Raw genomic sequence first — 23,856 nt, 5'->3', positions numbered from 1 at the left:
AAGAAAAAAGGGCCCTGCGTGATGCAGAGCCCTTTGTTATTTTGAGTGCCGATCGGCATGTCAGAGCGCCAGTTATTTAGGCGTAAGACCGATGTGGTCTCCCATGGCGACCATGTCGGAAAGCAGCTTGGCCGCTTCATCAACGGGGCCCGGCTCATTTACTGCGGCTTCCTTGGCACGTGTATAGGTGTGCGTCGCTTCTTCCATCATCTCGGACAAGGCATCTTGCGTCATGTCAGCCCGTGGGACCGCGCGTTCGGCAAGTACGGTTACGCCCGTGCCTGAGATTTCGGCAAAACCGCCCGTTACCACATATTCCGCCGCGCCATCAGGTCCTTCGACCTTGAGCACACCGGGGCGCAGGGTGGTGATGGTAGGCGCGTGGCCCGCCATCGCCGTCATGTCACCATCAGCACCGGGGATCTGCACGGCCGTAACCTGCAGGGACGCCAGCTGACGCTCAGGCGAAACCAGATCGAATTGCATCGTATCAGCCATCTGTCAGCTCCCTTAGGCGGCGTCTGCTGCCATTTTCTCGGCCTTAGCCTTCACGTCTTCGATGCCGCCGACCATGTAGAACGCCCCTTCGGGGAGGTGGTCGTATTCACCGGCAACAACCGCTTTGAAGGACGAGATTGTTTCTTCGAGTGGCACCTGAATACCATCAGAACCAGTAAAGACCTTGGCCACGTCGAAAGGCTGGCTCAGGAAGCGTTCAATCTTTCGTGCACGAGACACGGCAAGTTTGTCTTCTTCGCTGAGTTCGTCCATCCCGAGGATCGCGATGATATCCTGAAGCGATTTGTAGCGCTGGAGGATCTGCTGCACGTCTGTGGCAACGGTGTAGTGCTCATCGCCAATGATCAACGGGTCAAGCAAACGCGACGTCGAACCAAGCGGGTCAACCGCTGGATAGATGCCTTTTTCCGAGATTGAACGGTCCAGAACGGTTGTCGCATCAAGGTGTGCAAACGATGTCGCTGGTGCCGGGTCAGTCAAGTCATCCGCAGGGACATATACGGCCTGAACGGACGTAATCGAACCGTTCTTGGTCGAAGAGATACGTTCCTGCATCTGGCCCATGTCGGTCGCCAGTGTCGGCTGATAGCCCACAGCGGACGGGATACGGCCCAGAAGGGCGGACACTTCGGAACCGGCTTGTGTGAAGCGGAAGATGTTATCCACAAAGAACAAAACGTCGGAACCTGTGTCATCGCGGAACTGTTCCGCCAGCGACAGACCCGTCAGGGCCACACGCATACGCGCACCGGGAGGTTCGTTCATCTGGCCGTAGACCAGTGCAATTTTGGACGCAGGCAGGTTGTCCGGAACGATAACACCAGATTCGATCATCTCGTGGTACAAGTCGTTCCCTTCACGGGTCCGCTCGCCCACACCAGCGAACACGGAAACACCCGCGTGCACTTTGGCGATGTTGTTGATCAATTCCATGATCAAAACTGTCTTGCCAACACCAGCACCGCCGAAGAGGCCAATTTTGCCGCCTTTGGTGTACGGGGCCAGCAGGTCGATAACCTTGATGCCTGTGGTCAGAATTTCAGTCGCGGTGGACTGCTGATCGAATGCAGGTGCTTCGCCGTGAATGGAACGTGTCTCTGAGGCGGTAACCGGGCCCTGTTCGTCAACGGGATCGCCCGTAACGTTCAAGATGCGGCCCAAAGTGCCGCTGCCGACGGGCACCTGAATGGGGGCGTCCGTATCTGAAACGGGCGCTCCGCGCACAAGGCCTTCAGTGGCGTCCATCGCAATGGCGCGCACAGTGTTTTCGCCAAGGTGCTGGGCCACTTCGAGGACCAGGTCTTTGCCGTTGTTCTGAGTGACCAGCGCGTTGAGGATCTGAGGTAGGTTATCCTCGAACTGAACGTCAACGACCGCGCCGATGATTTGGGTGATTTTGCCGACTGCTTTTGCCATGTCGTTACTCCAATGTGTCTTACAGCGCTTCCGCGCCGGAAATGATTTCGATCAGCTCGTTGGTGATGACGGCCTGACGTGAACGGTTGTATTCGATCGTAAGGTCATCGATCATCTCACCCGCGTTGCGTGTGGCGTTGTCCATCGCAGACATCCGCGCACCTTGCTCAGATGCAGCGTTTTCCAAGAGCGCGCTGAAGATCGCCGTGGCAACACCACGAGGCAACAGATCAGCAAGGATAGCTTCTTCGCTAGGCTCGTAGTCAAAGAGCGCCGCACTGTCGTCGCCTTCGGCTTCTTCGAAGCTGGCAGGGATGATCTGATGTGCGGTTGGGATCTGGCTGACCACGTTCACAAATTTCGCGTAGAAAATCGTTGCGACGTCAAATTCGCCAGTGTCAAAGCGACCCAAAACGTCCTTTGCCACGCCTTGTGCATCTGCATAACCCAGACGTTTGACTTCGGACAAATCAACGTGGCCGATCAGATAGTCGCCGAAGTCGCGACGCACCTGATCACGGCCTTTTTTGCCGACCGTCAGGATTTTCAGCTCTTTGCCTTCAGCGATCAGCTTGCGGGCGTGAACCTTGGCAAGCTTAACGATGTTGGTGTTAAAGCCACCACACAGGCCACGCTCGGACGTCATGACGACCAAGAGTTGCACTTTGTCCGACCCTGTACCGCTGAGCAGCTTGGGTGCGCTGTCTGATCCACCAACAGAAGCGGCAAGCCCAGACATCACGGCGTTAAACCGTTCTGTATAAGGACGCGACGCTTCGGCAGCTTCTTGGGCGCGGCGAAGTTTCGCCGCGGCAACCATTTGCATAGCCTTCGTGATCTTGCGGGTCGACTTGACCGACGTGATCCGATTTTTAAGGTCTTTGAGATTGGCCATTGGCTATCTCCCCTTAAGCGAAGTCAGCGGCAAAACCGTCGATGGCAGCCTTGATTTTATCTTCCAACTCATCTTTGACCTTACGGTCGTTGTTGGTGATATCTTTGAGCAGATCGTCATGCTTGGCACGCAAATGCGCCAGCAGGCCTGCTTCCCAGCGGCCGACTTCTTTCACGTCGACCTTGTCCAGGAAACCTTTGGTGCCGGCATAGATGACGCAGACGATTTCAGCGTTGGTCAGTGGCTTGTACTGCGCTTGCTTCATCAGCTCTGTTAAACGAGCACCACGGGCCAGCAGCTGCTGAGTGGAGGCGTCCAAATCGGAACCGAACTGAGCAAAAGCAGCCATTTCGCGGTATTGCGCGAGCGACAGTTTCACAGGCCCAGCAACAGACGACATTGCTTTTGTCTGAGCAGAGGACCCAACACGCGACACCGAAAGACCGGTGTTCACGGCAGGACGGATACCTTGGTAGAACAATTCCGTTTCCAAGAAGATCTGACCATCGGTGATCGAAATCACGTTTGTCGGAATAAACGCGGATACGTCGCCACCTTGGGTTTCAATGATCGGCAAAGCTGTAAGAGAGCCGTTACCAGCCGCATCACCCAGCTTGGCAGAACGCTCAAGCAAACGAGAGTGGAGATAGAAAACGTCGCCAGGATAAGCTTCACGCCCGGGTGGGCGGCGCAGCAAGAGCGACATCTGACGATAAGACACGGCCTGCTTGGACAAGTCATCATAGATGATCAAAGCGTGGCGGCCATTGTCGCGGAAATGCTCAGCCATTGCTGTCGCGGAGTAAGGCGCGAGAAACTGCATCGGAGCAGGCTCGGACGCGGTCGCGGCAACGATGATCGAATAGTCGATAGCACCGGATTCTTCGAGCTTTTTGACAAGCTGCGCAACAGTCGAGCGCTTCTGACCGATCGCGACGTACACACAGTACATCTTTTTGCTCTCGTCGTCGCCGGCGGCTGCGTTGACCTGTGCTTGGTTCAGCATCGCATCAAGTGCGACGGCTGTTTTACCAGTTTGACGGTCACCAATGATCAATTCGCGCTGACCACGGCCAATCGGGATCATCGCATCAACGGATTTGAGGCCCGTCGACATTGGCTCATGCACCGATTTACGCGGGATGATGCCAGGCGCTTTGACGTCAGCAACGCCGCGCTTTTTGGCTTTGATCGGGCCTTTGCCGTCAATCGGGTTACCCAGACCGTCGACAACGCGTCCCAGCAGTTCGTCACCGATTGGCACGTCCACGATGGAGTTGGTGCGCTTTACGGTGTCACCTTCTTTGATGTCGCGGTCGGAACCGAAGATCACCACACCGACGTTATCGGCTTCGAGGTTCAGGGCCATACCCTGAATACCACCGGGGAACTCGACCATTTCACCGGCCTGAACATTGTCCAGACCGTAGACGCGCGCGATACCATCGCCAACGCTCAGAACCCGGCCCACTTCGGCCACTTCTGCTTCTTGACCGAAATTTTTGATCTGGTCCTTCAGGATCTTGGAAATCTCTGCTGCTTGGATACCCATTTATCCGACCTCTTTCATTACATTCTGGAGGGAATTGAGCTTCGAGCGGATCGACGTATCGATCATCTTGGAGCCCACTTTGACAACAAGACCGCCGATGAGGCTTTCATCAACGGTCTGATTAAGTGTGACGGTTTTGCCGGTCGTCGCCTTAAGCGACTTTGCCAGCTTGTCGGCCTGAGCTTTTGTCAGAGCCTTGGCGGAGACCACATCTGCGGTAACTTCGCCTTTTTCTGCGGCGATCTTTTCGCGCAACGTCTGGATCAACTGTGGCAGGACGAACAAGCGCCGCTTTTGCGCCATCAGCGCCAGCGTGTTGCTCATCACAGCAGACAGTTTCATCTTTTTGGCAAGCGCTTCAATCGCACCCGCCTGTTCGTCGCGGGTATAGATTGGCGAATGGATCAAGGCGCGAAAATCATCGCTGCCCTCAATCGCGCCACTAAGCGCATCAAGATCAGCCTCAACGGCTTTGATCTTTTTGGATTCACTGGCCAAGTCATAAACGGCCGTAGCATAGCGCTGCGCGATGCTGGTGGATATCGAAGCTGGTTCGGACACGTCCATCCTCTCATACGTCTTTTGCCCGGGAACACGTCGTGTCGCGTCACCGAGGGTGTAGGCGCGGCTTGAACAGTCTCAAGACGGCTAAATCAGGGGCGATGTAGCAGACAGGTTACCGCCCCGCAACACGGTTTAGTGACCTTAAACTTCGAACATCTGAGCTTATTGGTATAGCGATATCGTCGCTGCGACCCTTTGTCCCCCCATGGCAGCGCGTTTCCAGAGGTGCATTGACGATTCTTTTCGCCCCGCACCCGTCTGACGGGCATATAACAGTTTTCTACGAATGAGGCACCTCTGCTCTACACAGATGGCCGTTTTTAGGTGTGGCCCCAAATGATTCTATTTCCTCTGGTGTGGCTTACAGGGGTGCTAAGCTCTCCAAGCGCAGCAATCACAGCGCCTAAACGGAGTGGACCAATTTATGCTTGCTGCGAAGGTACCAAGTGGCGACCGGGCCCACCTCAGCCGGCCCGATTCAGCGGGCTGCGTGTTTAGCCGATGATCCTGCAGCACCGATCCATCAAGACGGTCAGAAAACGACCCGTGCTCTGAGTCCAAATAATGTGATACTTGATTGCGATGAATCGAGCAGAGGATCGTCAATGTATTGGATCGACGGGGTGATCTGAAGGCCGGGCGAAATAGAAAAGCGATAGAAAGCTTCGATTGTTTTCTGACTTCCAGAAATTCCGTTCGCTTCTGCCCAGTTAAGGCCAATGCCGGCCAGATCAGTATTTCTGGCAAAATAACCTACGCCAGCAGACACAGATTTCTCATACAACGCCGCCGTCCCTTTTGATGTGCCAGCTCGAAGAAACGGCATCCACGTGTTGTTGATGAACCAAGCACCGGAAAACGCTGCGCCGTAGTCTTCAGCGCGACTCCCGTCAGATGCTTCGTCGCTGTGCCAGAACGTCATGTGGATGTTGTCGAAATAAACGCGATCAAAGCCACTTGTGTAGCCAATCTCGACGCTCTTGAAGAGGTCTCCGTCCGAGAACACGTCAAGATCTGGACTGGCAGGATCGGCATTTGCGTCCGCGAGGCTGGCGGTAGCATAAAAGTTCGGTCCCAACTGAAACCCGCCAGCAATCGCAAGGCCGGGGTTAGGGGCATTTATGGTCGGGTTGGTATTGAACGCGAGGTTCTGAAACGCGGTGTAGGGACTGACCAGACCGTACACATCGACAAAGTCAGTTACGTCGATCTGACCAATTTGAAACGTCCATGACGCATCTGCAGCGCGTTGCGTCCAGAACAGGTTTGTCAGCATCGTGCCGTTGTCGTTAAAGGCCGTGCCAGTGATCGACAATGCCCCCCCGTCAAAACCAAAGTTCTGTGGCGCTACGGAGCCATAGGCATGCCGGTTTTCGATTTTGAATGTGAGTGACCCATTCTCCGTCGCCTGCCAATTGCCGTATAGACGCGCAATTCCACCGCTCGCATTTCCCGTTCCGATATCGGCGTTCGAAGACTGACCCAACGCGAGATAGTCCAGATTAAAGCGAAAGCCGTGGTCCTTGGCCAATCTTTCTTTCCATGCGAAATAGCCCGGTGCGATGTTATTGGGGAAATCAGATCGATATTGTGGATCGGTTAGACCGTCTCCCGGTTCAAGGTCCGCCTGCACAGAAGAGGGCCCACCCAATCCCTGGGCCAACGCGCCCGTGCCCAACAAACAGCAAGTGGCAAGACATGTTACGCAGTGCTTCATCATCACTATTCTCATCTAATTAGGGCCATAAGGGCTGTTCGCGTTGCGGGAAAAGTTGAGTGTCTGGGAGAATCTACTTTTTTGAAACGGCGCGCTAGTGGCCGAACTCGTTGCAGAAATCAGGTTCATGCCTGTGATGGCATCCATCGAAATTTTGTTCATAGGACCCAGGCTTCTAAGGGGCTTTGTCAATTTAGCGGGGCGGTCGAGGGAACGAACCGCCCCGCTTATCATCAGTCCAGTGTGCTGTTGTAATTGGCACCGACCTTCGTGATGCAGGAAACTGCTTAATCTCGGTTTTCAGATAGACTGCCCTCACCTTTTATCACGGTGAGGGCAATCTGAGATCTGATTACAGATTACCGAAGTAGTCTGCGCGGCTCGGCTTTGCAGGTGTGAACGCAGGGGCATTTTCACCGGGAAGCCAGTTTTTGTAAACGTCCCCGTCCTTCATCACGAAGTCTACAGTGTCGCGTTTGATCACATTGATGTCTTCGAGTGGATTGCCATCCACCAAAATAATATCGGCGTAACCACCTTCGGCAATCGTGCCCAAAGTACCCTCTTTGTATGGGTTCATCCCACCGGTCCAGTTCAGCACTTCGGCTGCATTACTCGTCGCGGTTTTCAGCGACAGATGCGGGTCTTTGGTGATCTCGTCGTTAAACCAGATGATATTGTCGGCCTGACGCACCACATCGGGCCCGAACATATCACCGCCTGTGACCATCAAGAGCTCGTGCTTGACCGCCCATTCCATCATCTGCTTCGCACCAGCATTGACCTGTTTGGCCTTGGCTTTTTGATCCGCACTGAAGAACGTAATGCTGTCTGGATCGCCAAAGGCTTCCAGCGACATAACCGCCTGAACGGACAGCGCGACGCCCTCTTCTTTCATACGGATGATGGTTTCCTCAGAAACAAGAAAGTTGTGATCGATCACACGAACCCCAGCATCAATCGCCCGGTTAACCGAACGGTCGTGATACGCATGGACCAACACATAGGTGCCGTAGTCCTCGGCAACGCCAACAATCGCCTTTAGCTCGTCGAGTGAGTATTGGGTTGTGTGCAAAGGATCAAATTCACTGGCAACACCGCCGCCAGCCATAACCTTGATCTGTGTGGCACCAGCACGAAGGTTGTGACGTGCTGCGCGAATGACCTCAGGAACACCATCAGCAATAAAGCCAAACATGTGAGCTTCGAGGTCATCTACGTCGCCCGGAACATCGTTAAAGGATCCGGTATCAGCGTGACCACCGGTCTGGCTCAGGAACGCACCGCTGGGATAGAGGCGCGGTCCGGGAATGATGTCGTTGTTAACGGCTTTCGCGATACCAAGGATGTTGCAGCCAGCGTCGCGCGCCGTTGTGAAGCCTTGATCGAGGTAGTCTTGCAGGACAAGTGCCACGTAGGCGCCATTGGCCATCTGGTCGTAGTTGTCGCGAAACTCGAGCATTCCGTTCCGGATACACATGTGCGAGTGCATGTCGATCAGGCCCGGCATCAAAGTCCGGCCCTCTCCGTCAACCATGAAGGCTTCGGGTGCATCGATTGTTTCGGCGGATACGGTCTTGATTAGGTTGCCCTCGACCAGAACCGAACCGTTCTCCATCAGTTCGCCATCGACACCGTTGAAAATGTTGACGTTGGTGAACAACACCTGACGCGGTGCTTCGTCCTGTGCTGAAGCAGCAGATGCCCCAAACGCAAGAAGCCCAACGGCCAGTGTTGTTGAGAGTAGGTTTGCTGAAATCACTGCGGATCCTCCATAGAAAATAATGCCCGCTGAAGGGCCTTTGTCGCTTAGATATAGAGCTAAAATGAGCGGTGCCTGTCACTCTTGGACAAGCTAGCACGATTTTTGGTAAAAAATGACAGATCACATTGACCCACCGCATATATTCCGTCTGAATGACACTTCTCTTCGGTTGTGTGTGGTTCTTTATGTCGAATTCATTGCCTCTAGTTCATCTTCAACTCCTCCGTCCACTCCTGGGGGGGCTTAAGGCATGCGGCATCGACCCAGCACCTGTTTTGGAGAGTGTCGGATTGACACAAAGCGCCGTTGATCAAGAAGGCTCGTCGGTTCATGTCATGGTCATGCACCATTTCACCGAAAACTGTGCGACGGCTGCCAAAGACCGAACGTTCTGCGCGACTATCGGCTCCCAGCTGGATCCTACCGGTTGGCCGATGGTGCAAAAGGCCTTTCAACAGGCAACAACACTTGGCGATTTCTTGAACATCTACGTGGCGCAGGCAAACAAATACGCCTCATCTTCAACGCCTTACGTAGAAGTTCGAGGAGAGATGGCCTCGTTCGGAGAAACACGCAAATTCGAACCCCTTATCAAACCGGCGCAAAACGACGGCTTTATGATTGGCTTAAAAATGGCCATGCTGGAAAGAGTGCTGGGTGATGTCAAAGAGCCGGAGCGGGTTATTTTGTCGCTTTGCGACCCGTCGGTGCTGCCAAAGTCTTTTGACCGATATCAGGCGTTGCGGGGCGATAACATGGGCCCTCGAATTCGGTTTCCATCAGAATGGTTGTCATATTCCATTGCCTTTGGCGCTGGCGAAGTCGCAGCCATGTCGGGCAACAAAGAAAAACAACTCGGCCACTTTCTCGCCGGGTTCCGTGAGCTGCTGCGTCAGAACATTTGCAGCAGAAATCTTAATGCCAGCAAAGCTGCTGAACTCATTCACATGACCCCCCGCTCCCTTGCGCGTCGATTGTCTGTTTGGGATACAAGCATTTCCAAAGAGCTCGCGCGGGCAAAGTTCGATTATGCCAAAGATGCGCTGGATGGCTCCGACCTATCCATAGACCAGATAGCGCTGAATCTTGGGTATACTCACCCCTCGAATTTCGCACGTGCTTTTGCCAAAGAAGAAAAAATGAGTCCGACACGCTTTAGGTCCCGCCAACGCGACTAGCGCCTTTTTTCCAAGCCAAGAATGAAGCTGCTATCGAGAGAATGATCTTGGAAAGACTGAAACTTCATACTGCCCCATACCGAGACCTAGGAGCAGGTCGTGTCCTCGAAAATTCAATGTTTGAACGACCAGCATGTCAGCGCAGCCGACCTTGAGCTTTCATTGACTTATGGGCTCGACCCTAAGTTCTGGCATTCTCATGTCCCATTTCAGCCTGATTGCCCCTTCGTCACCTGACAGGACTAAATTGCCTTGGGCACACCTTCCAATACGCCAATGACGCGGCGCACGGGTTTGCGTTGAACGCGGCCCTTGGGGGGGTAGACCAACTTGGTGGCCTCAACCATGAACGCGCCCCCTGCGACGATGCTAGGTATTTTACTGCCGATTTGTTCGAACAATGGGCCAGATTTCATCCAAACCCTCTTGGCGGAGGGAAATTGATAGAGCGCACCCAAATGCCGCTCAGGCAGGAACTGGTGTTTGCGCAATTGGGTGTCGAGCTGGCCGATTGAATAGGGGCGACCATAGCCAAATGGCGTGCGGTCGCGCCGTGCCCAAACCCCTGCACGGTTGGGCACAATAAAGAGCGCACGCCCCCCCGGCCCCAACACCCGCCAGCATTCCTCAAGTAAATCCGAGGGCCGCTCGGATGTCTCAAGCCCGTGCAAAACCACCAGTTTGTCGACATGACCAGTTTCGATGGGCCACAAGGTTTCTTCGGTCAGAACGGACGTATTGGCCATACCCGCAGGCCACGGCATCACCCCTTGTGGTCCGGGCATCAACGTCATCACCCGGCGCGCGTTCTTCAAATATGGGCGCAACAATGGGGCGGCAAAACCAAAGCCAACGACTGTTTGGCCCTGCGCTTCTGGCCACAACTCAAGCATCCGGCCACGCAGAGATTTCTGCGCTGCTCGGCCCAAGGCGCTGCGGTAATAAAAATTGCGCAGGTCCTGAACGTCGAGATGCATTGCGGCCCGCCCTATGTTGCGTCACGTTGGAGGCACCCTAGCCCAGCAAACGGAGCAAGCCCATGCCCTTCGAACTGATCACCATCCCCTGTCTGTCAGACAATTATGCCTTTTTGCTGCGCGACGGTGAAAGTGGCGCTGTTGCAGTCATTGATGTGCCCCAAGCGGCCCCAATCAAGGCCGAATTGGCGGCGCGCGGCTGGACCGTCAGTCAAATTTGGCTCACGCATCATCACGATGATCACGTGATGGGATTAGATGCGCTGCTTGCTGATTTCCCAGCACCTGTATACGGCGCGCGCGCAGATGCCCACCGCCTGCCCAAGCTGGATCATCAACTCGCAGATGGGGACAAGTTTGAGCTGGGTGCGTTGGAAGTTGATGTGCTGGATGTTTCGGGGCACACCATCGGGCATATCGCGTTTCACGTGCCGGGTGCTCATGCCGCGTTTACCGCGGATAGTCTAATGGCATTGGGATGTGGTCGCCTCTTTGAGGGCAAGCCCGCTCAAATGTGGGAAAGCCTGCAAAAGCTGATGGCCCTGCCCGCCAATACGCAGATTTGTTCGGGCCATGAATACACTGCATCTAATGCAAATTTCGCCCTAACGGTTGATCCCGACAATCCTGAGCTTATGTCTCGGTGTAGGGCGATCGCCGATGCACGCAAAAACGGCGTGCCCACGGTGCCGTCGCTTTTGTCACTGGAACTGCAAACCAACCCGTTTTTGCGCCCCGCCGATACAGGCATACGTGCACACCTAGGGTTGCAAAACGCCACCGACGCGGAAGTTTTCGCCGAAATCCGCGCCAGAAAAGATAATTTCTAACAGCTCAAATCATGGCCAAACTCGCACGATTCTGCGATTAATGTACAAATAAATGAGAAAATACTTGAAGACGGGCTGCGATCAACCAAACTCTAATACAATGAGGCCATGGTCAGGAGACCTCTCGCCGCACCAGTGCAGCGGTCCCCAGACCCCGAATGACAAGGAGCACGCACGTGCCTTCATTCTCTACTACTCTTGAGCAGGCCATTCACGCGGCCTTGGCCCTTGCCAATGCACGCCGTCACGAATTTGCCACGCTAGAGCACCTGCTTTTGTCGTTGGTCGATGAGCCCGACGCATTGCAGGTGATGAAAGCCTGTTCCGTCGATGTATCCGAACTGCGCGACACGCTGGTGGAGTTCATTGACGAGGACCTGAGCAATCTGGTCACCGACGTCGATGGCTCAGAAGCGGTGCCAACGGCGGCGTTTCAGCGCGTGATCCAACGCGCTGCGATCCACGTGCAAAGTTCTGGCAGAACCGAAGTGACCGGGGCCAATGTGCTGGTCGCAATCTTTGCCGAACGCGAAAGCAGTGCGGCTTACTTCCTGCAAGAGCAGGACATGACTCGGTATGATGCGGTCAATTATATCGCCCACGGCGTCGCCAAAGACCCCGCCTATGGTGAATCGCGTCCTCTTTCTGGCGCGCCTGAGCATGAAGAAGAGGCGCAAGGCGTTACCGAAGGTGAGAAAAAGGAATCCGCACTGGCAAAATACTGCGTGGATTTAAACGAGAAATCTCGCCAGGGTGAAATTGACCCGTTGATCGGACGCGATTCCGAGGTTGAGCGTTGCATTCAAGTACTCTGCCGCCGCCGCAAGAATAACCCGCTTTTGGTGGGGGATCCGGGCGTAGGCAAAACTGCCATCGCAGAAGGGCTCGCTCGCAAAATCGTAGCGGGCGAAATCCCGCATGTGCTGTCCGAAACGACGATCTATTCGCTCGATATGGGCGCGTTGCTTGCTGGCACGCGCTACCGCGGCGATTTCGAGGAGCGGCTGAAGGCGGTCGTGACCGAGCTTGAAGCGCACGACGATGCGGTGTTGTTTATCGACGAAATCCATACCGTTATTGGTGCAGGGGCCACGTCAGGAGGCGCGATGGATGCGTCCAACCTGCTGAAACCCGCGCTTGCGGGCGGCAAACTGCGCACCATGGGTTCTACGACCTACAAGGAATTCCGCCAGCATTTTGAGAAAGACCGCGCGCTGAGCCGTCGTTTCCAGAAAATTGACGTCAAAGAGCCGTCGGTTGAGGATGCGACTAAGATTCTCAAGGGAATTAAGCCCTATTTCGAGGATCACCACGGCATCAAATACACCGCCGATGCGATCAAAACCTCCGTTGAGTTGGCGCACCGCTATATCAACGATCGCAAGCTGCCCGATTCAGCGATCGACGTGATCGATGAAGCAGGTGCAGCACAGCATTTGGTCATTGCGTCTAAGCGCCGCAAAACCATTGGCACCAAAGAGATCGAAGATGTTGTGGCAAAAATTGCGCGCATCCCTCCGAAAAATGTCTCCAAGGATGATGTGGTCGTGCTGAAAGATCTGGAAACTTCGCTCAAGCGCGTGGTGTTTGGTCAAGACAACGCGATTGACGCGCTGGCCTCTGCGATCAAGCTTTCCCGGGCTGGCTTGCGCGAACCCGAAAAGCCAATCGGGAACTACCTGTTCACAGGCCCCACCGGCGTCGGCAAAACCGAGGTCGCCAAACAGCTTGCTGATACGTTGGGTGTAAAACTTCTGCGCTTTGACATGTCCGAATATATGGAGAAACACGCGGTAAGCCGTCTGATCGGGGCCCCTCCCGGCTATGTCGGGTTCGACCAGGGTGGGATGTTGACAGACGGGGTCGATCAAGACCCGCATTGCGTGCTTTTGCTGGACGAGATGGAAAAGGCGCACCCGGATGTCTACAATATCCTGTTGCAGGTCATGGACCATGGCAAGCTCACAGATCACAACGGTCGGTCCGTCGATTTCCGCAATGTTGTGCTGATCATGACGTCAAATGCGGGCGCTGCTGAACAAGCGAAAGAAGCCATCGGTTTTGGCCGCGAGCGTCGCACGGGCGAAGACACAGCTGCAATTGAGCGGACGTTCACGCCGGAATTCCGCAACCGTCTGGATGCCGTCATCAGCTTTGATGCACTGCCCAAGGAAGTCATCATGCGTGTGGTCGAGAAATTCGTGCTGCAACTTGAGGCGCAGCTGATGGACCGCAACGTGACCATTGAACTAAGCACAAAAGCGGCCGAGTGGCTGGGGGAAAAGGGGTACGACAGCAAGATGGGTGCCCGTCCTTTGGGTCGCGTGATCCAAGAGTACATCAAAAAGCCTCTGGCCGAGGAGTTGCTGTTCGGCAAGCTCGCCAAAGGTGGTGTGGTCAAGGTTGGCGTTAAAAAGGGCGAAATTGATCTGGTGATTGATGGTCCTGACAAGCCCCGCTTGTCGGGTAACAAGCCGCCACTGCTGACCGCGGAATAATGCGCCGCGGCCTCATCGCCGCGCTCTCCCTCGCCGCACCTGCTGTGGCGGGGGATCTTTCGCTGATCTCCCCGATTGACTGCAATCTGGTCAGTGATTGCTACATTCAGCAATATGTGGATCACGACCGGTCAGATGCCGCGTCGGATTTCACCTGCGCAACGCTCACCTACAACGGCCACAAAGGCACCGATTTCGCGCTCCCATCTCGCGCCCGTATAGATGAGGGCGTCTCGGTGATCGCCTCCGCACAAGGCACCGTGCTCGCCCTGCGCGACGGCATGCCCGATACAGGCCTCACGCCGCAAACGGCAGAGGCCGTCAAGAATAGCGAATGCGGAAATGGCGTCGTCCTGAGCCATCCAGACGGCTGGGAAACTCAGTATTGCCATCTCAAGCAAGGCTCCATTCAGGTCACCAAAGGTCAAAAAGTCGCGGCGGGCGCCGTGCTGGGCGAGGTTGGCATGTCAGGCTTCGCGGAGTTTCCGCATGTTCACCTCTCGGTGCGCAAAGACGGTGAGGTCATTGATCCGTTCGATCCCGACGGCCGCATCTCTTGCGACACACCAGCGGACAGCACATTGTGGGCAAGCCCACCCCCCTACCGTCCCGCCGGCCTCATCTCGCTCGGCATTTCTGGCGCGGTCCCTGAATATCAAGACGTCAAAGACGGGACAACAACACCGGCCAAATCCAGTTCCTCAGCACTTGTTGTCTACGCTTATGCCTTTGGCCCCCGCTCCGGGGATACCTTACGGCTGTCATTCAGTGGCCCTGAGGGGGTTGTGATCGAAAAAGATGTGGCGCTCAAAAAAGACCAGGCGCAGTCCTTTCGTGCCATTGGTAAAAAACGCGGAGGTTCGAGTTGGCCCGATGGCACCTATTCAGGAATAGCATCGCTGATACGGAATGGCACGCCGCTTGACACCAGAACCATCTCGATCACCATGCCCTGACACCGGATTTACTCTGGGCGAAAACCGCTGCCAACGGATCACCTCTTCCTCATCAGATGGCCATGAAGCGAGGTGCCAAACTCCACAAGCCCCGCTCAGAAATCAGCGTCGCCCGTCAGGGCGTCATTTGGATCCGCGGTTATTTCTCAGTGAACTTCAATTCAATGCGCCGGTTTCGGGCGCGGGCCTCATCACTGTCACCGCGCGCGACCGGTTGATACTGACCAAAGCCATTTGCGGACATGCGGTCCGGCGGTATTCCGAGGAAGTTTGACATATATTTCACGACCGATAATGCGCGCGCCTGGCTTAGTTCCCAGTTATCCGCAAACTCGCCAAAGCCAGACAGAGGCTGATCATCGGTGTGCCCATCGACCCGGATGACCCAGTCGATCTCATTGGGGATATCTGCGGCAACTGCGCTCAAGATGCTTGCAACCTTGGCAATCTCGCCTTGGCCTTCCGTCGACAGGATCGCGCCGCCGGGCGGGAATAACACTTCGGATGAGAATACAAAACGGTCCCCTTCGATCCGCACGCCTTCCTGATTGCCCAGAACATCGCGCAGCTGACCAAAGAATTCCGACCTATATTGTTCCAGATCTTTCGTCTGCGCTTGAAGATCTATTGCTTGCGCTTCCAAACGTTTGCGCTCTGCGGCTTCAAGTTCCGCCCGCCGGCTTTGCTCTGCTGCGACCCGCGCGAGGGCAGTATTCAACTGCGATCCCAACGATTGCAGTTCCACCTGCTTGGACGCGTCCTCGGCAACGGCCCCATCCAACAGACCCTGCAAATCGCCAAGCTGTATGCGCAGTGCGGCAACTTGCTGGTTCAACAGCTCCGTCTGGCGCTGTGCCGCCAACGACGTCTCTTGTTCTTTTGCCAATTCGGTTTGTGCTTGCGCCAGCAATGCCGCGCGCTGGTCTGCGGTCGTCAAGGTTTCGCCAGCCGCCGCTTCGGCAGCCTGTTGTGCAGCCACCGCCTTAGCTAACTCTGCGCGCAACGCTTTCAATCGGGTCGTTTTTTCAGCCTCAGTTTCATCAATGCGCGTTTGCAATGTGCCTGCTTCGGCCAATGCAGCGGCCAAACGCGCATCCAGCTCACCTTCGGCCGCGCGCGCCGCCGCCAAAAGCGTCAGCGTGTCTTCGGCATCCTTGCGCTGTGCCTCAAGCGCCAAGGTCATCGCAGTCAACTCAGTGCCCGCACCTTCAAGCCGGTCCCGCAGGGCTTGCGCTGCCGCGGCATCAGCCAACCGCGCGATTTCCAACTCACTCAACGCTTCTTGTGCCGCCTGTGCTTGGGCACTCAACCGCGCAGCTTCGTCGTTTGCATCCGCATTGCGCGCCCGTAAATCTTCGACCAAAGCTGACAACGCCTCACGGCGGGCAGCGGCAAGGCGGGCAACCTCTGTGGCAGCATCGGTCTCGCTTCGACTGGAGGCAAGGGCCGCGTTCAATGCTTCTTGTTCGCTCAGTAATTCAGTTTGTGCGGTTTGCAGATTGGCCACATCGGCCAATGCACCATCGCGTTCTTGCAGTAGCGCTGCTGCGCGGGTTCGTGCATCCTCTCTCTCGGCCAACAACGTTACTGCTCGGGTTTGCGCATCTTGACGGTCGGCCAACAACGCGGCCACCTGAGCCTCAAACCCAGTTATTTGCGTCTGCGCCTGTGCAAGGTTTGCCAAACCGGTGTCACGCTGCGCAGTGAGCGCTGCGATTTGTAGTATTTGCTGTGCGGCGCGGTCCTCAACGGTGCCAAGCTCGGTGGAAAGAGCCCCCACCCGAGCCTCAAGATTGCTGCGCTCAGATTGCTCAAGACCCAACGCTTGGGCAAGCGCCGCAACCTCGTTTGATAAAACATCAAGCTCAGTTTCTTGGCCAGAAATCCGTTCTGTCAGAACGAATTGCACAATCATAAAAATCGTCAGGACGAACATCAGCACCAGCAACAGCCCAGTCATCGCATCCACAAACCCCGGCCAAATAGAGGCCTGAAACCGCGCGCCTGTGCGTCGCGACAGGGCCATGTTCAGCGCTCCTCTTCGTCAGGCCTGCGGGGGGGCGTTAGCGCACGGGTCAGCTTGGACATGTCCTTGCGCAGCTCCGCCATGCTTTCTTGACGTCCGGCGGAGATCTCCTCAAGTATCCGAAGCATCTGCACATCAATCGACCGCAAACGCATCCGGCTTTCGGCGTCCATACCCTCACCGCCATCATGCCCTTCAAGAGCGGCGACCACCCGTTCTTGACCTTCGGCTATCTTCTCAAGTGCCGCTCGTGAGTCGTCCTTGCGGCCCAACGTTGACGTCATCCGCTCCACCGCTTCGGCTAACGCACCTATGCGGCCATCCACATCATCGCCGCCTTGGCTTTCAAGAGCGGCGATCACTCGTTCTTGCCCATCGGCTATCTTTTCAAGCGCTGCTTGAGAGCCGTCCTTGCGGCCCAGCTTTGCGGTCATCCGCTCCACCGCTTCGGCCAACGCACCAATGCGTCCGTCGACGCCCGCACGGCTGTCGTCAGAGCGCGCGAACATCACCTGCAACGCTTCCATCTGCTCTGCCATGTGATCAACGACCGCGGCCAGCGCGCCGCCCTGTTCGCCGCCCGCTTCTTCGCCGCTGGAAAAACCAACCCGCGTGATTGAGCTGAGCCAGTCTTCGAGTTCTTGATAAAACCTATTCTGTCCGTGCCCTGCAAAGAGTTCCAAAAGTCCGACAACCAATGATCCCGCAAGACCAAGCAATGAGGATGCAAACGCCACGCCCATGCCGCCCAACTGCGCCTCAAGCCCCGTCATAAGGCGGTTGAAAACATCGACACTTTCTTCACCGTCCTGCGGCGCAAGACTGCGGATGGTATCGACAACAGCGGGAACCGTGGTCGCAAGTCCATAGAACGTCCCTAAAAGTCCAAGGAAAATCAATAGATTGACAATGTATCGCGTGATTTCACGTGCCTCATCAATGCGGGTCGCAACGGATTCCAAAATCGATCGAGTAGAGCTGGCACCGACCTGCATTCTTGCGCCGCGCGTGCGCAAAAGCGATGCTAACGGGGCCAGCAACGGCGGCGGTACGGCACCCGAATTGCCATGATCTGCAGCAAAGCGTTCGATCCATTTAACCGATCCGATCAGCTGAAACACCTGATAGAAACACGCCAAAACACCGATGAAAAAGACAAAGATGATGAACCCATTAAGATACGGGTTGGCCTCAAAGATCGGCAAAACACGCGGCAATGCGATGAAGGCGCCAAGGCACGATAGCGCCAAGACAATCAGCATTAACGAAATCTGTCGTACCGGTTGCGAAAACTGCGGTGTTGCCTCGCGGGCTGGCTGCGCCATGCGCTCCTGCTCCTGATCTATTTTGTCTGCTCCGGGGAAAGCCTACACGTAAAAATCGCTGCTCCCAAGGCTTTATGACGTCAAAGCGCGCACCCTCGTGGCCAGCCATTCCAACCCCGGATCATGTAAACCGATTTTTTCAAGATGATCCGCGGTGTTATAGAGGTATTCGGTGTTAGGTCCGCGCCCGCCAACCGCCCTTGAGATGATCTGTGCTTGCTCTTCTAACGGGAGCCCGCCGCAATATTGAACGTGGGTCTCATCAATCACATAGACCAAGGCGTTAACCTCTCGCCCATCCGTCAATGTGACGGTGCAGTTCTTTTCCACATAGGCCGACGAAATGAGCTCGCGTTCGCGCAAATAAGCAAGCGTTGTGTCCTCTTGGCCTTGCGCTACGCGCAGGGCGATCCCCTCACAAACGTCATCAGGTTGTGGATCAAGGGCAAGCACCAATCCGGGGTCCTCAACGGTGCCGCGGTGGTGAATTGAGCGCATGCAAAAAGATCGTGCGTATCCGGGCATGGTTCCAACGACGCTTTCGGCGACATCAAAACCCGGATTCCACAATAAGCTGCCATAGCCAAATACCCACATGCTCATGTTTGCTGGTCCTTCTGTTTGGCTTTGGATAAACCTCATTGTAGCCCCGATGGGAAGAGGAAGCGGAAATGCTGCGCAAGCTAATTGTGGTTATCGTCGCCCTGGCCCTTTTGTGGGGCGGATATTGGTGGGGCGTGGCCGCCGCCGTGAATGCCGCGCTTGGCAATTGGGCCGATATGCGCAGGTCCGAAGGTTGGTCCGTTGCCATGTCGGATCCTCAGCAAAGTGGTTATCCGGCTGCTGTAAAAACACAGATTTCAACGATGTCATTGGCCCGTATCGACGGGCGCACGGCTCTTGCGATCCCTGAAATCGCGTTAAACGTGCCGCTGTCAGCCCCTCTATCACCGACTATGTTGCTGCCGGCGCAGAGCGTCACCATTACGTCACCAAATGTCAGCGCACGGTTGGATATTGAGGGTGCGCAGGTCAAGATGGCACTAAAGCCCAGCCGATTGGCAGAGGTGCAACAGATCACGCTGAATATGGCACCGTGGCAGATTGCCCGTTCTGGCAGGCCTCTCCTGTCATCCCAAGGGACCGTCGCCGCGATGGTACAAAACCCAGACAACGATCGGATTTATGCCTTTAACGTTGACGTCGACGGTCTAACCTTGGCCGAACTTATGCGCCAAAACCTGAGGCTACCGCCGGCATGGCCCGAGACTTTCGAGACCCTTGAACTGCAGATGACCGTCGCATTTGACCGCCCCTTTGATCGCCGATCGCAACCCGGCGACCGCCCACAACCGCGCCGGATCGAACTCGAGCGGGCGGCGGCGACATGGGGGGCGATTGACCTTTTGGCCAGCGCGGATCTAACGGTCGACACGTCTGGCACGCCGGAAGGCACGCTGTCGCTGCGGGCGGACAATTGGAAAGCAATATTGGACATGCTGCAGGCGACGCGCATATTTGATCCCCGGCTGCGGGATCAGATTGAAAACACGCTAGGGCTTGTCGCTGGGTTGAGCGGGTCAAGTGATACGCTGGACATCGAAATCACTTTTGCAGACGGGCGCATGTCGATCGGTTTTTTCCCACTTGGGCCTGCACCCAAAATTATTCTGCGCTGATCAGCGGCAGTAACTTCCACTGCGGTAGCGCGCGGTGTCGAAATGGAAATGATCGCGGTGATGGCGGTCCGCGTTAGGGCCAAGTACGGTCCCGAAAGGTCCGCAGGCACCTTTGTGCATCTGTCGCAGCGCTTTGCTGGATGACTTAGCGTTCCAGCCATTGAGCACACTAAAGGCCGAGCCATCTTTGAGGCGGAAAGCAGAGATATCAATCGCGCGGCCTTTGCCATGCTCTGAGATTTTCCCGCCTTTTTTGTTGTTGCGGGTTCGGCAGATATAATGCGCCGCAACTTTTATCTGCGATAGCCCGCCACCTTTTTTCGCCAAAGCGGGTTTGGCGGAATCGTCCAACCATGTCTTAAGAGCGCGAGCTGTAGTGCAATCCATCACAGCCTGTGTACTGAGCCCCACACCAGATACCGCGCTTACACGGACGGCATCCTCAATTCCGCACGCTGAGATTCGGCCAGAGACCCGGCCGATCGCTTCGCCCTGGATCGCCAAATCGCCGCAAACGGCACCGCGCTCCAACAACTTTCGCTGAGTGCGCGCGGTCTTTGCAGCTTCGTTAGATCTCAAGAAGGGGCGCAGGGACCATCCCAACCCAGAGCCTTCCGTTGCAACTGGCGCGGGATCAGGGCGTGGTACCGGACGTTTAGAAGCGTCTGGTCCCGCACAAGACACAGTCGCCATCAAACAAAGGCCAAAAGACAGCGTTCTCATGATTTCTTTCTTCCAAAATCAGGTGCGTCGGTATCCTGCCCCGCTTCGATGATTCCACGACGGATTGCACGCGTGCGGGTGAAATAGTCGTGCAAAAAGTCGCCATCGCCCTGGCGGATTGCGCGCTGCAAGGCAAATAACTCTTCGGTAAAGCGGCCAAGAATCTCCAGCGTGGCGTCTTTGTTGGTCAAAAACACATCGCGCCACATCGTGGGATCAGAGGCCGCGATGCGGGTGAAATCGCGAAAGCCTCCTGCTGAATATTTGATCACTTCACTATCGGTGACCCGGCGCAAATCATCGGCCACGCCAACCATCGTATAAGCGATCAGATGCGGTGCATGGCTGGTGACGGCCACCACCAGATCGTGGTGATCGGCATCCATTTGTTCGACATTGGAGCCCAAAGATTCCCAAAATTGTTGTAGCCTTTGAACAGCAACCGGGTCAGCCCCCTCTGGTGGGACCAGTAAGCACCAGCGGCTGTCAAACAGCTCGGCAAAGCCGGATCGAGGTCCGGAATGTTCAGTCCCAGCTAGGGGGTGGCCCGCGATAAAATGAACACCCTCAGGTACATGTGGCGCGACGTTTTCGATAACGTCACGTTTGACAGACCCAACGTCGGTCACTGTCGCCCCGGGTTTCAGCACGCCAGCGATCTGTTCCATGACAGACCCCATCACACCAATCGGCACACACAACACAACAAGATCAGCACCAGCAACCGCATCCAAGATATCATCATGCACACTGTCACACAGGCCGATTTTCCGGGCAGTTTCGCGGGTTTCTGCGCTGCGTGCATAGCCACTAACATGGTTTGCCGAGCCTGCACGTTTCATTGCCCAAAACATCGATGAGGCAATTAGCCCAAGGCCAATAAGGGCCACGCGGTCATAAATCTGCGCCATGGCTCAGCCCTCCTTGAATGTTCGGATGGCGTGGGCCACCCGGCGGCACCCGCTTTCGTCGCCAACAGTTATCCGCAAACAGTTTGGCAGATTATACCCCGCCACCATCCGCACGATCAAACCTTGCGCGGCAAGGTAGTCATTACACGCTGCTGCTTCCTTCGGGGACGCGAACCGGGCCAGCACAAAATTCGCGCAAGACACATCAGACGGAACACCAATTTCAGCCAATGCCTCGGCGAGCCAACCGCGTTGACGGCTGTTTTCGGTCCGGCAATGGGTAACGTAGGCTGTATCGCGCACCGCAGCTTCGGCAGCGGCGATCCCTGCATTGGACAGATTAAACGGGCCCCGCACACGGTTGAGCACGTCTATGATTGACGCAGGTCCATAACCCCATCCGACACGCAGGCCACCCAGCCCATAAATCTTAGAGAAGGTCCGCGTCATCACGACGTTTTGGCGGGCATCAACCAAGGCTGCTCCGCCATCATACCCGTCGACATACTCGGCATAGGCCCCATCAAGCACAAGGATCGCTTGGGCAGGCAAGCCATCTGCAAGGCGCGCGATCTCGGCTGGGCCGATCATTGTGCCGGTCGGGTTATTAGGGTTGGCCAGGAACACCAAGCGCGTGCTTTCAGTGCAGGCCTCAAGAAGTGCGTCGACGTCTGTGACACGTTCTCGTTCCGGCACTTCAACAGGGGTCGCTCCGGCAGCTAGCGCAGATATGCGGTACATCGCAAAGCCGTGTTCCGTGTGCAGGACCTCTGTGCCCGGCCCCGCATATGCTTGGCACAAGAACGCAATGATCTCATCTGATCCAGCCCCGCAAATCACGCGATCTGCGTCCAGCCCATGCACTTCGGCAATCGCCGTGCGCAGGCCTGAGTGATCCGATGATGGATAGCGGTGCAACTGCTGACCCGCGCGGCGGTATGCTTCTAAAGCGGCCTCTGACGGACCAAACGGGTTTTCATTCGAGCTAAGCTTGAGTGCATTATCCACACCGGCCACATGGCTCGCACCGCCCTGATACAGGGCAATATCCAGAATACCGGGCTGTGGCTCAATCATAATTGTCATCTCAGCATACTCGCGGTTTGGCTCGCGCCGTTCTATCGCCCCCATAGGGGCGATGCCAGTGGCATATGAGCGCGGGATTAGCCTTGGCTTTGCGCCTCTAGGCAAGCCATCAGCGCTATTCTTACAGGCTCCGGCCAGGGAATCGAAATGTGCTTGTCCAAATCAGACGCCGCCAACACCTGCTTGCTGTCCCAGCGTTTCTCGCCTTTGCAACTGATGTCATGCTGCAATGTAACCGAAGATTTGCCGACCTTCATGACCGTGACGGCAAATGTCAGCTCTTCACCAAAAAAGGACGGGCTGGAAAAGTTAGAGGCCAAATGCACTGTTGGCGTGCCCCAGCGTTCTTCCCAGATCATCTTTGCCCAAGGAAAGCCGAGGTTCAGCCAGAACTCTTCGTTCACGCCATTCAGGATGTTGAGGTAGGACGGGAAATAGGCCGTCCCCGAGATATCGCAATCACCAAAGTTCAGCATCCGCGTGGTGGTAAAAGGCATGTCCATTGGGGTCTCCTGTCTTTGATTATGAGATAGGCGGCTATTCAGTCGTCGGTCATGAAAAAGCCGCCCGAGGTCTCCCTCGTGCGGCTTTCTACATTCATTATGCGAAGATTAGTTCTTCGCGTAGAATTCCACAACGAGGTTTGGCTCCATCATTACCGGATAAGGCACATCGCCCAAGGTAGGTGTGCGTACGAATTTCGCGGACATTTTGGAATGATCAACTTCGAGGTAATCAGGCACATCGCGCTCTGGCAGCTGAGTGGCTTCAATAAGAGCAACCATCTGCTTGGAACGGTCACGTACTTCGATCACGTCACCTTCTTTTACACGGTAAGAAGGAATGTTCACGAGCTTGCCGTTCACGCGGACGTGGCGGTGGTTCACGAACTGACGTGCTGCAAATACAGTGGCAACGAACTTGGCGCGGTAAACAACAGCGTCCAGACGACGCTCCAGCAGACCAATCAAGTTTTCACCTGTATCGCCTTTTACACGCTCAGCTTCGCCATAGATGCGGCGGAATTGCTTTTCGGTCAGGTCGCCGTAGTAGCCCTTGAGCTTCTGCTTGGCGCGCAACTGGATGCCGAAATCGGAAATCTTGCCCTTACGGCGTTGGCCGTGCTGGCCGGGGCCATATTCGCGGCGGTTCACTGGGGATTTAGGACGGCCCCAGATGTTTTCGCCCATACGACGGTCTAGTTTATGCTTGGCAGCGGTGCGTTTAGTCACGGCTGTA

At 55.7% G+C, this 23,856-nt stretch carries 21 protein-coding genes; 5 read left to right on the top strand and 16 right to left on the bottom strand.

Annotated elements, in window-relative coordinates; all coding sequences use genetic code 11:
• Positions 1-72: 72 nt before the first annotated feature.
• The 7 genes from C1J03_RS04450 to C1J03_RS04420 form a co-directional block, all read right to left on the bottom strand.
• Positions 73-498, bottom strand: coding sequence for a F0F1 ATP synthase subunit epsilon (locus C1J03_RS04450; protein ID WP_114884115.1), 426 nt, complete (start codon positions 496-498; stop codon positions 73-75).
• Positions 499-510: 12 nt separating this feature from the next.
• Positions 511-1,935 (bottom strand): F0F1 ATP synthase subunit beta, encoded by a 1,425-nt coding sequence (gene atpD / locus C1J03_RS04445; protein WP_114884113.1) that lies wholly within the window; start codon positions 1,933-1,935, stop codon positions 511-513.
• Between the two features lie 19 nt (positions 1,936-1,954).
• Positions 1,955-2,830, bottom strand: coding sequence for a F0F1 ATP synthase subunit gamma (locus tag C1J03_RS04440; protein ID WP_114884111.1), 876 nt, complete (start codon positions 2,828-2,830; stop codon positions 1,955-1,957).
• A gap of 13 nt (positions 2,831-2,843) precedes the next feature.
• Positions 2,844-4,382 (bottom strand): F0F1 ATP synthase subunit alpha, encoded by a 1,539-nt coding sequence (gene atpA / locus C1J03_RS04435; protein ID WP_114884109.1) that lies wholly within the window; start codon positions 4,380-4,382, stop codon positions 2,844-2,846.
• On the bottom strand, positions 4,383-4,943 hold the full coding sequence (locus tag C1J03_RS04430; RefSeq protein ID WP_114888837.1) for a F0F1 ATP synthase subunit delta: 561 nt from the start codon (positions 4,941-4,943) through the stop codon (positions 4,383-4,385).
• A 535-nt stretch (positions 4,944-5,478) separates the two neighbouring features.
• Positions 5,479-6,666 (bottom strand): carbohydrate porin, encoded by a 1,188-nt coding sequence (locus tag C1J03_RS04425; RefSeq protein WP_254694172.1) that lies wholly within the window; start codon positions 6,664-6,666, stop codon positions 5,479-5,481.
• 349 nt (positions 6,667-7,015) lie between these two features.
• Positions 7,016-8,425, bottom strand: coding sequence for a metal-dependent hydrolase family protein (locus tag C1J03_RS04420; RefSeq protein WP_216825898.1), 1,410 nt, complete (start codon positions 8,423-8,425; stop codon positions 7,016-7,018).
• A 155-nt stretch (positions 8,426-8,580) separates the two neighbouring features.
• Between C1J03_RS04420 and C1J03_RS04415 the strand changes: the two genes are divergently transcribed.
• The gene (locus C1J03_RS04415) at positions 8,581-9,606 is read left to right on the top strand and encodes a helix-turn-helix domain-containing protein (RefSeq protein WP_114884107.1); all 1,026 of its coding nucleotides are present in this window, start codon (positions 8,581-8,583) and stop codon (positions 9,604-9,606) included.
• Between the two features lie 242 nt (positions 9,607-9,848).
• Here C1J03_RS04415 and C1J03_RS04410 read toward each other — a convergent pair whose 3' ends face one another.
• On the bottom strand, positions 9,849-10,583 hold the full coding sequence (locus C1J03_RS04410) for a methyltransferase domain-containing protein (RefSeq protein ID WP_114884105.1): 735 nt from the start codon (positions 10,581-10,583) through the stop codon (positions 9,849-9,851).
• Positions 10,584-10,645: 62 nt separating this feature from the next.
• Here C1J03_RS04410 and gloB point away from each other — a divergent pair, with 62 nt between their 5' ends.
• From gloB to C1J03_RS04395, 3 genes are all read left to right on the top strand, one after another.
• On the top strand, positions 10,646-11,413 hold the full coding sequence (gene gloB / locus C1J03_RS04405; RefSeq protein ID WP_114884103.1) for a hydroxyacylglutathione hydrolase: 768 nt from the start codon (positions 10,646-10,648) through the stop codon (positions 11,411-11,413).
• A 176-nt stretch (positions 11,414-11,589) separates the two neighbouring features.
• Positions 11,590-13,911 carry an ATP-dependent Clp protease ATP-binding subunit ClpA gene (gene clpA / locus C1J03_RS04400; RefSeq protein WP_114884101.1) on the top strand — a complete coding sequence of 774 codons (2,322 nt, stop codon included), beginning with the start codon at positions 11,590-11,592 and terminating at the stop codon, positions 13,909-13,911.
• On the top strand, positions 13,911-14,867 hold the full coding sequence (locus C1J03_RS04395) for a M23 family metallopeptidase (RefSeq protein WP_174234437.1): 957 nt from the start codon (positions 13,911-13,913) through the stop codon (positions 14,865-14,867). Before clpA ends, C1J03_RS04395 begins: the two co-directional genes overlap by 1 nt.
• 139 nt (positions 14,868-15,006) lie before the next feature.
• Here C1J03_RS04395 and C1J03_RS04390 read toward each other — a convergent pair whose 3' ends face one another.
• From C1J03_RS04390 to C1J03_RS04380, 3 genes are all read right to left on the bottom strand, one after another.
• Positions 15,007-16,893 (bottom strand): peptidoglycan -binding protein, encoded by a 1,887-nt coding sequence (locus C1J03_RS04390; protein WP_114884097.1) that lies wholly within the window; start codon positions 16,891-16,893, stop codon positions 15,007-15,009.
• A 2-nt stretch (positions 16,894-16,895) separates the two neighbouring features.
• Positions 16,896-18,218, bottom strand: coding sequence for a biopolymer transporter ExbB (locus C1J03_RS04385; protein WP_114884095.1), 1,323 nt, complete (start codon positions 18,216-18,218; stop codon positions 16,896-16,898).
• Between the two features lie 72 nt (positions 18,219-18,290).
• Entirely contained in the window at positions 18,291-18,821 is a 531-nt protein-coding gene (locus C1J03_RS04380) for a gamma-glutamylcyclotransferase (protein WP_114884093.1), read from the bottom strand.
• Positions 18,822-18,889: 68 nt separating this feature from the next.
• Here C1J03_RS04380 and C1J03_RS04375 point away from each other — a divergent pair, with 68 nt between their 5' ends.
• The gene (locus C1J03_RS04375; protein ID WP_114884091.1) at positions 18,890-19,897 is read left to right on the top strand and encodes a DUF2125 domain-containing protein; all 1,008 of its coding nucleotides are present in this window, start codon (positions 18,890-18,892) and stop codon (positions 19,895-19,897) included.
• Here the strand turns inward: C1J03_RS04375 and C1J03_RS04370 are convergent, their stop codons facing one another.
• The 5 genes from C1J03_RS04370 to rpsD all read right to left on the bottom strand — a co-directional run bounded on the left by C1J03_RS04370 (position 19,898) and on the right by rpsD (position 23,849).
• Positions 19,898-20,620 carry an extensin-like domain-containing protein gene (locus tag C1J03_RS04370; protein ID WP_114884089.1) on the bottom strand — a complete coding sequence of 241 codons (723 nt, stop codon included), beginning with the start codon at positions 20,618-20,620 and terminating at the stop codon, positions 19,898-19,900.
• Entirely contained in the window at positions 20,617-21,531 is a 915-nt protein-coding gene (locus C1J03_RS04365; RefSeq protein WP_114884087.1) for a prephenate/arogenate dehydrogenase family protein, read from the bottom strand. The genes C1J03_RS04370 and C1J03_RS04365 overlap by 4 nt, the downstream gene beginning before the upstream one ends.
• A 3-nt stretch (positions 21,532-21,534) precedes the next feature.
• Entirely contained in the window at positions 21,535-22,617 is a 1,083-nt protein-coding gene (hisC, locus tag C1J03_RS04360) for a histidinol-phosphate transaminase (RefSeq protein ID WP_114888834.1), read from the bottom strand.
• Positions 22,618-22,694: 77 nt separating this feature from the next.
• Positions 22,695-23,120, bottom strand: coding sequence for an acyl-CoA thioesterase (locus tag C1J03_RS04355; RefSeq protein WP_174234436.1), 426 nt, complete (start codon positions 23,118-23,120; stop codon positions 22,695-22,697).
• Positions 23,121-23,228: 108 nt separating this feature from the next.
• The gene (gene rpsD, locus C1J03_RS04350) at positions 23,229-23,849 is read right to left on the bottom strand and encodes a 30S ribosomal protein S4 (RefSeq protein ID WP_114884085.1); all 621 of its coding nucleotides are present in this window, start codon (positions 23,847-23,849) and stop codon (positions 23,229-23,231) included.
• Positions 23,850-23,856: the final 7 nt, after the last annotated feature.

Source organism: Sulfitobacter sp. SK012 (genome assembly GCF_003352085.1).
Classification (GTDB): Bacteria; Pseudomonadota; Alphaproteobacteria; order Rhodobacterales; family Rhodobacteraceae; genus Sulfitobacter.
The sequence above is the reverse complement of the archived record's forward strand: the minus strand, read 5'-3'. Positions and strand labels throughout refer to the sequence as shown.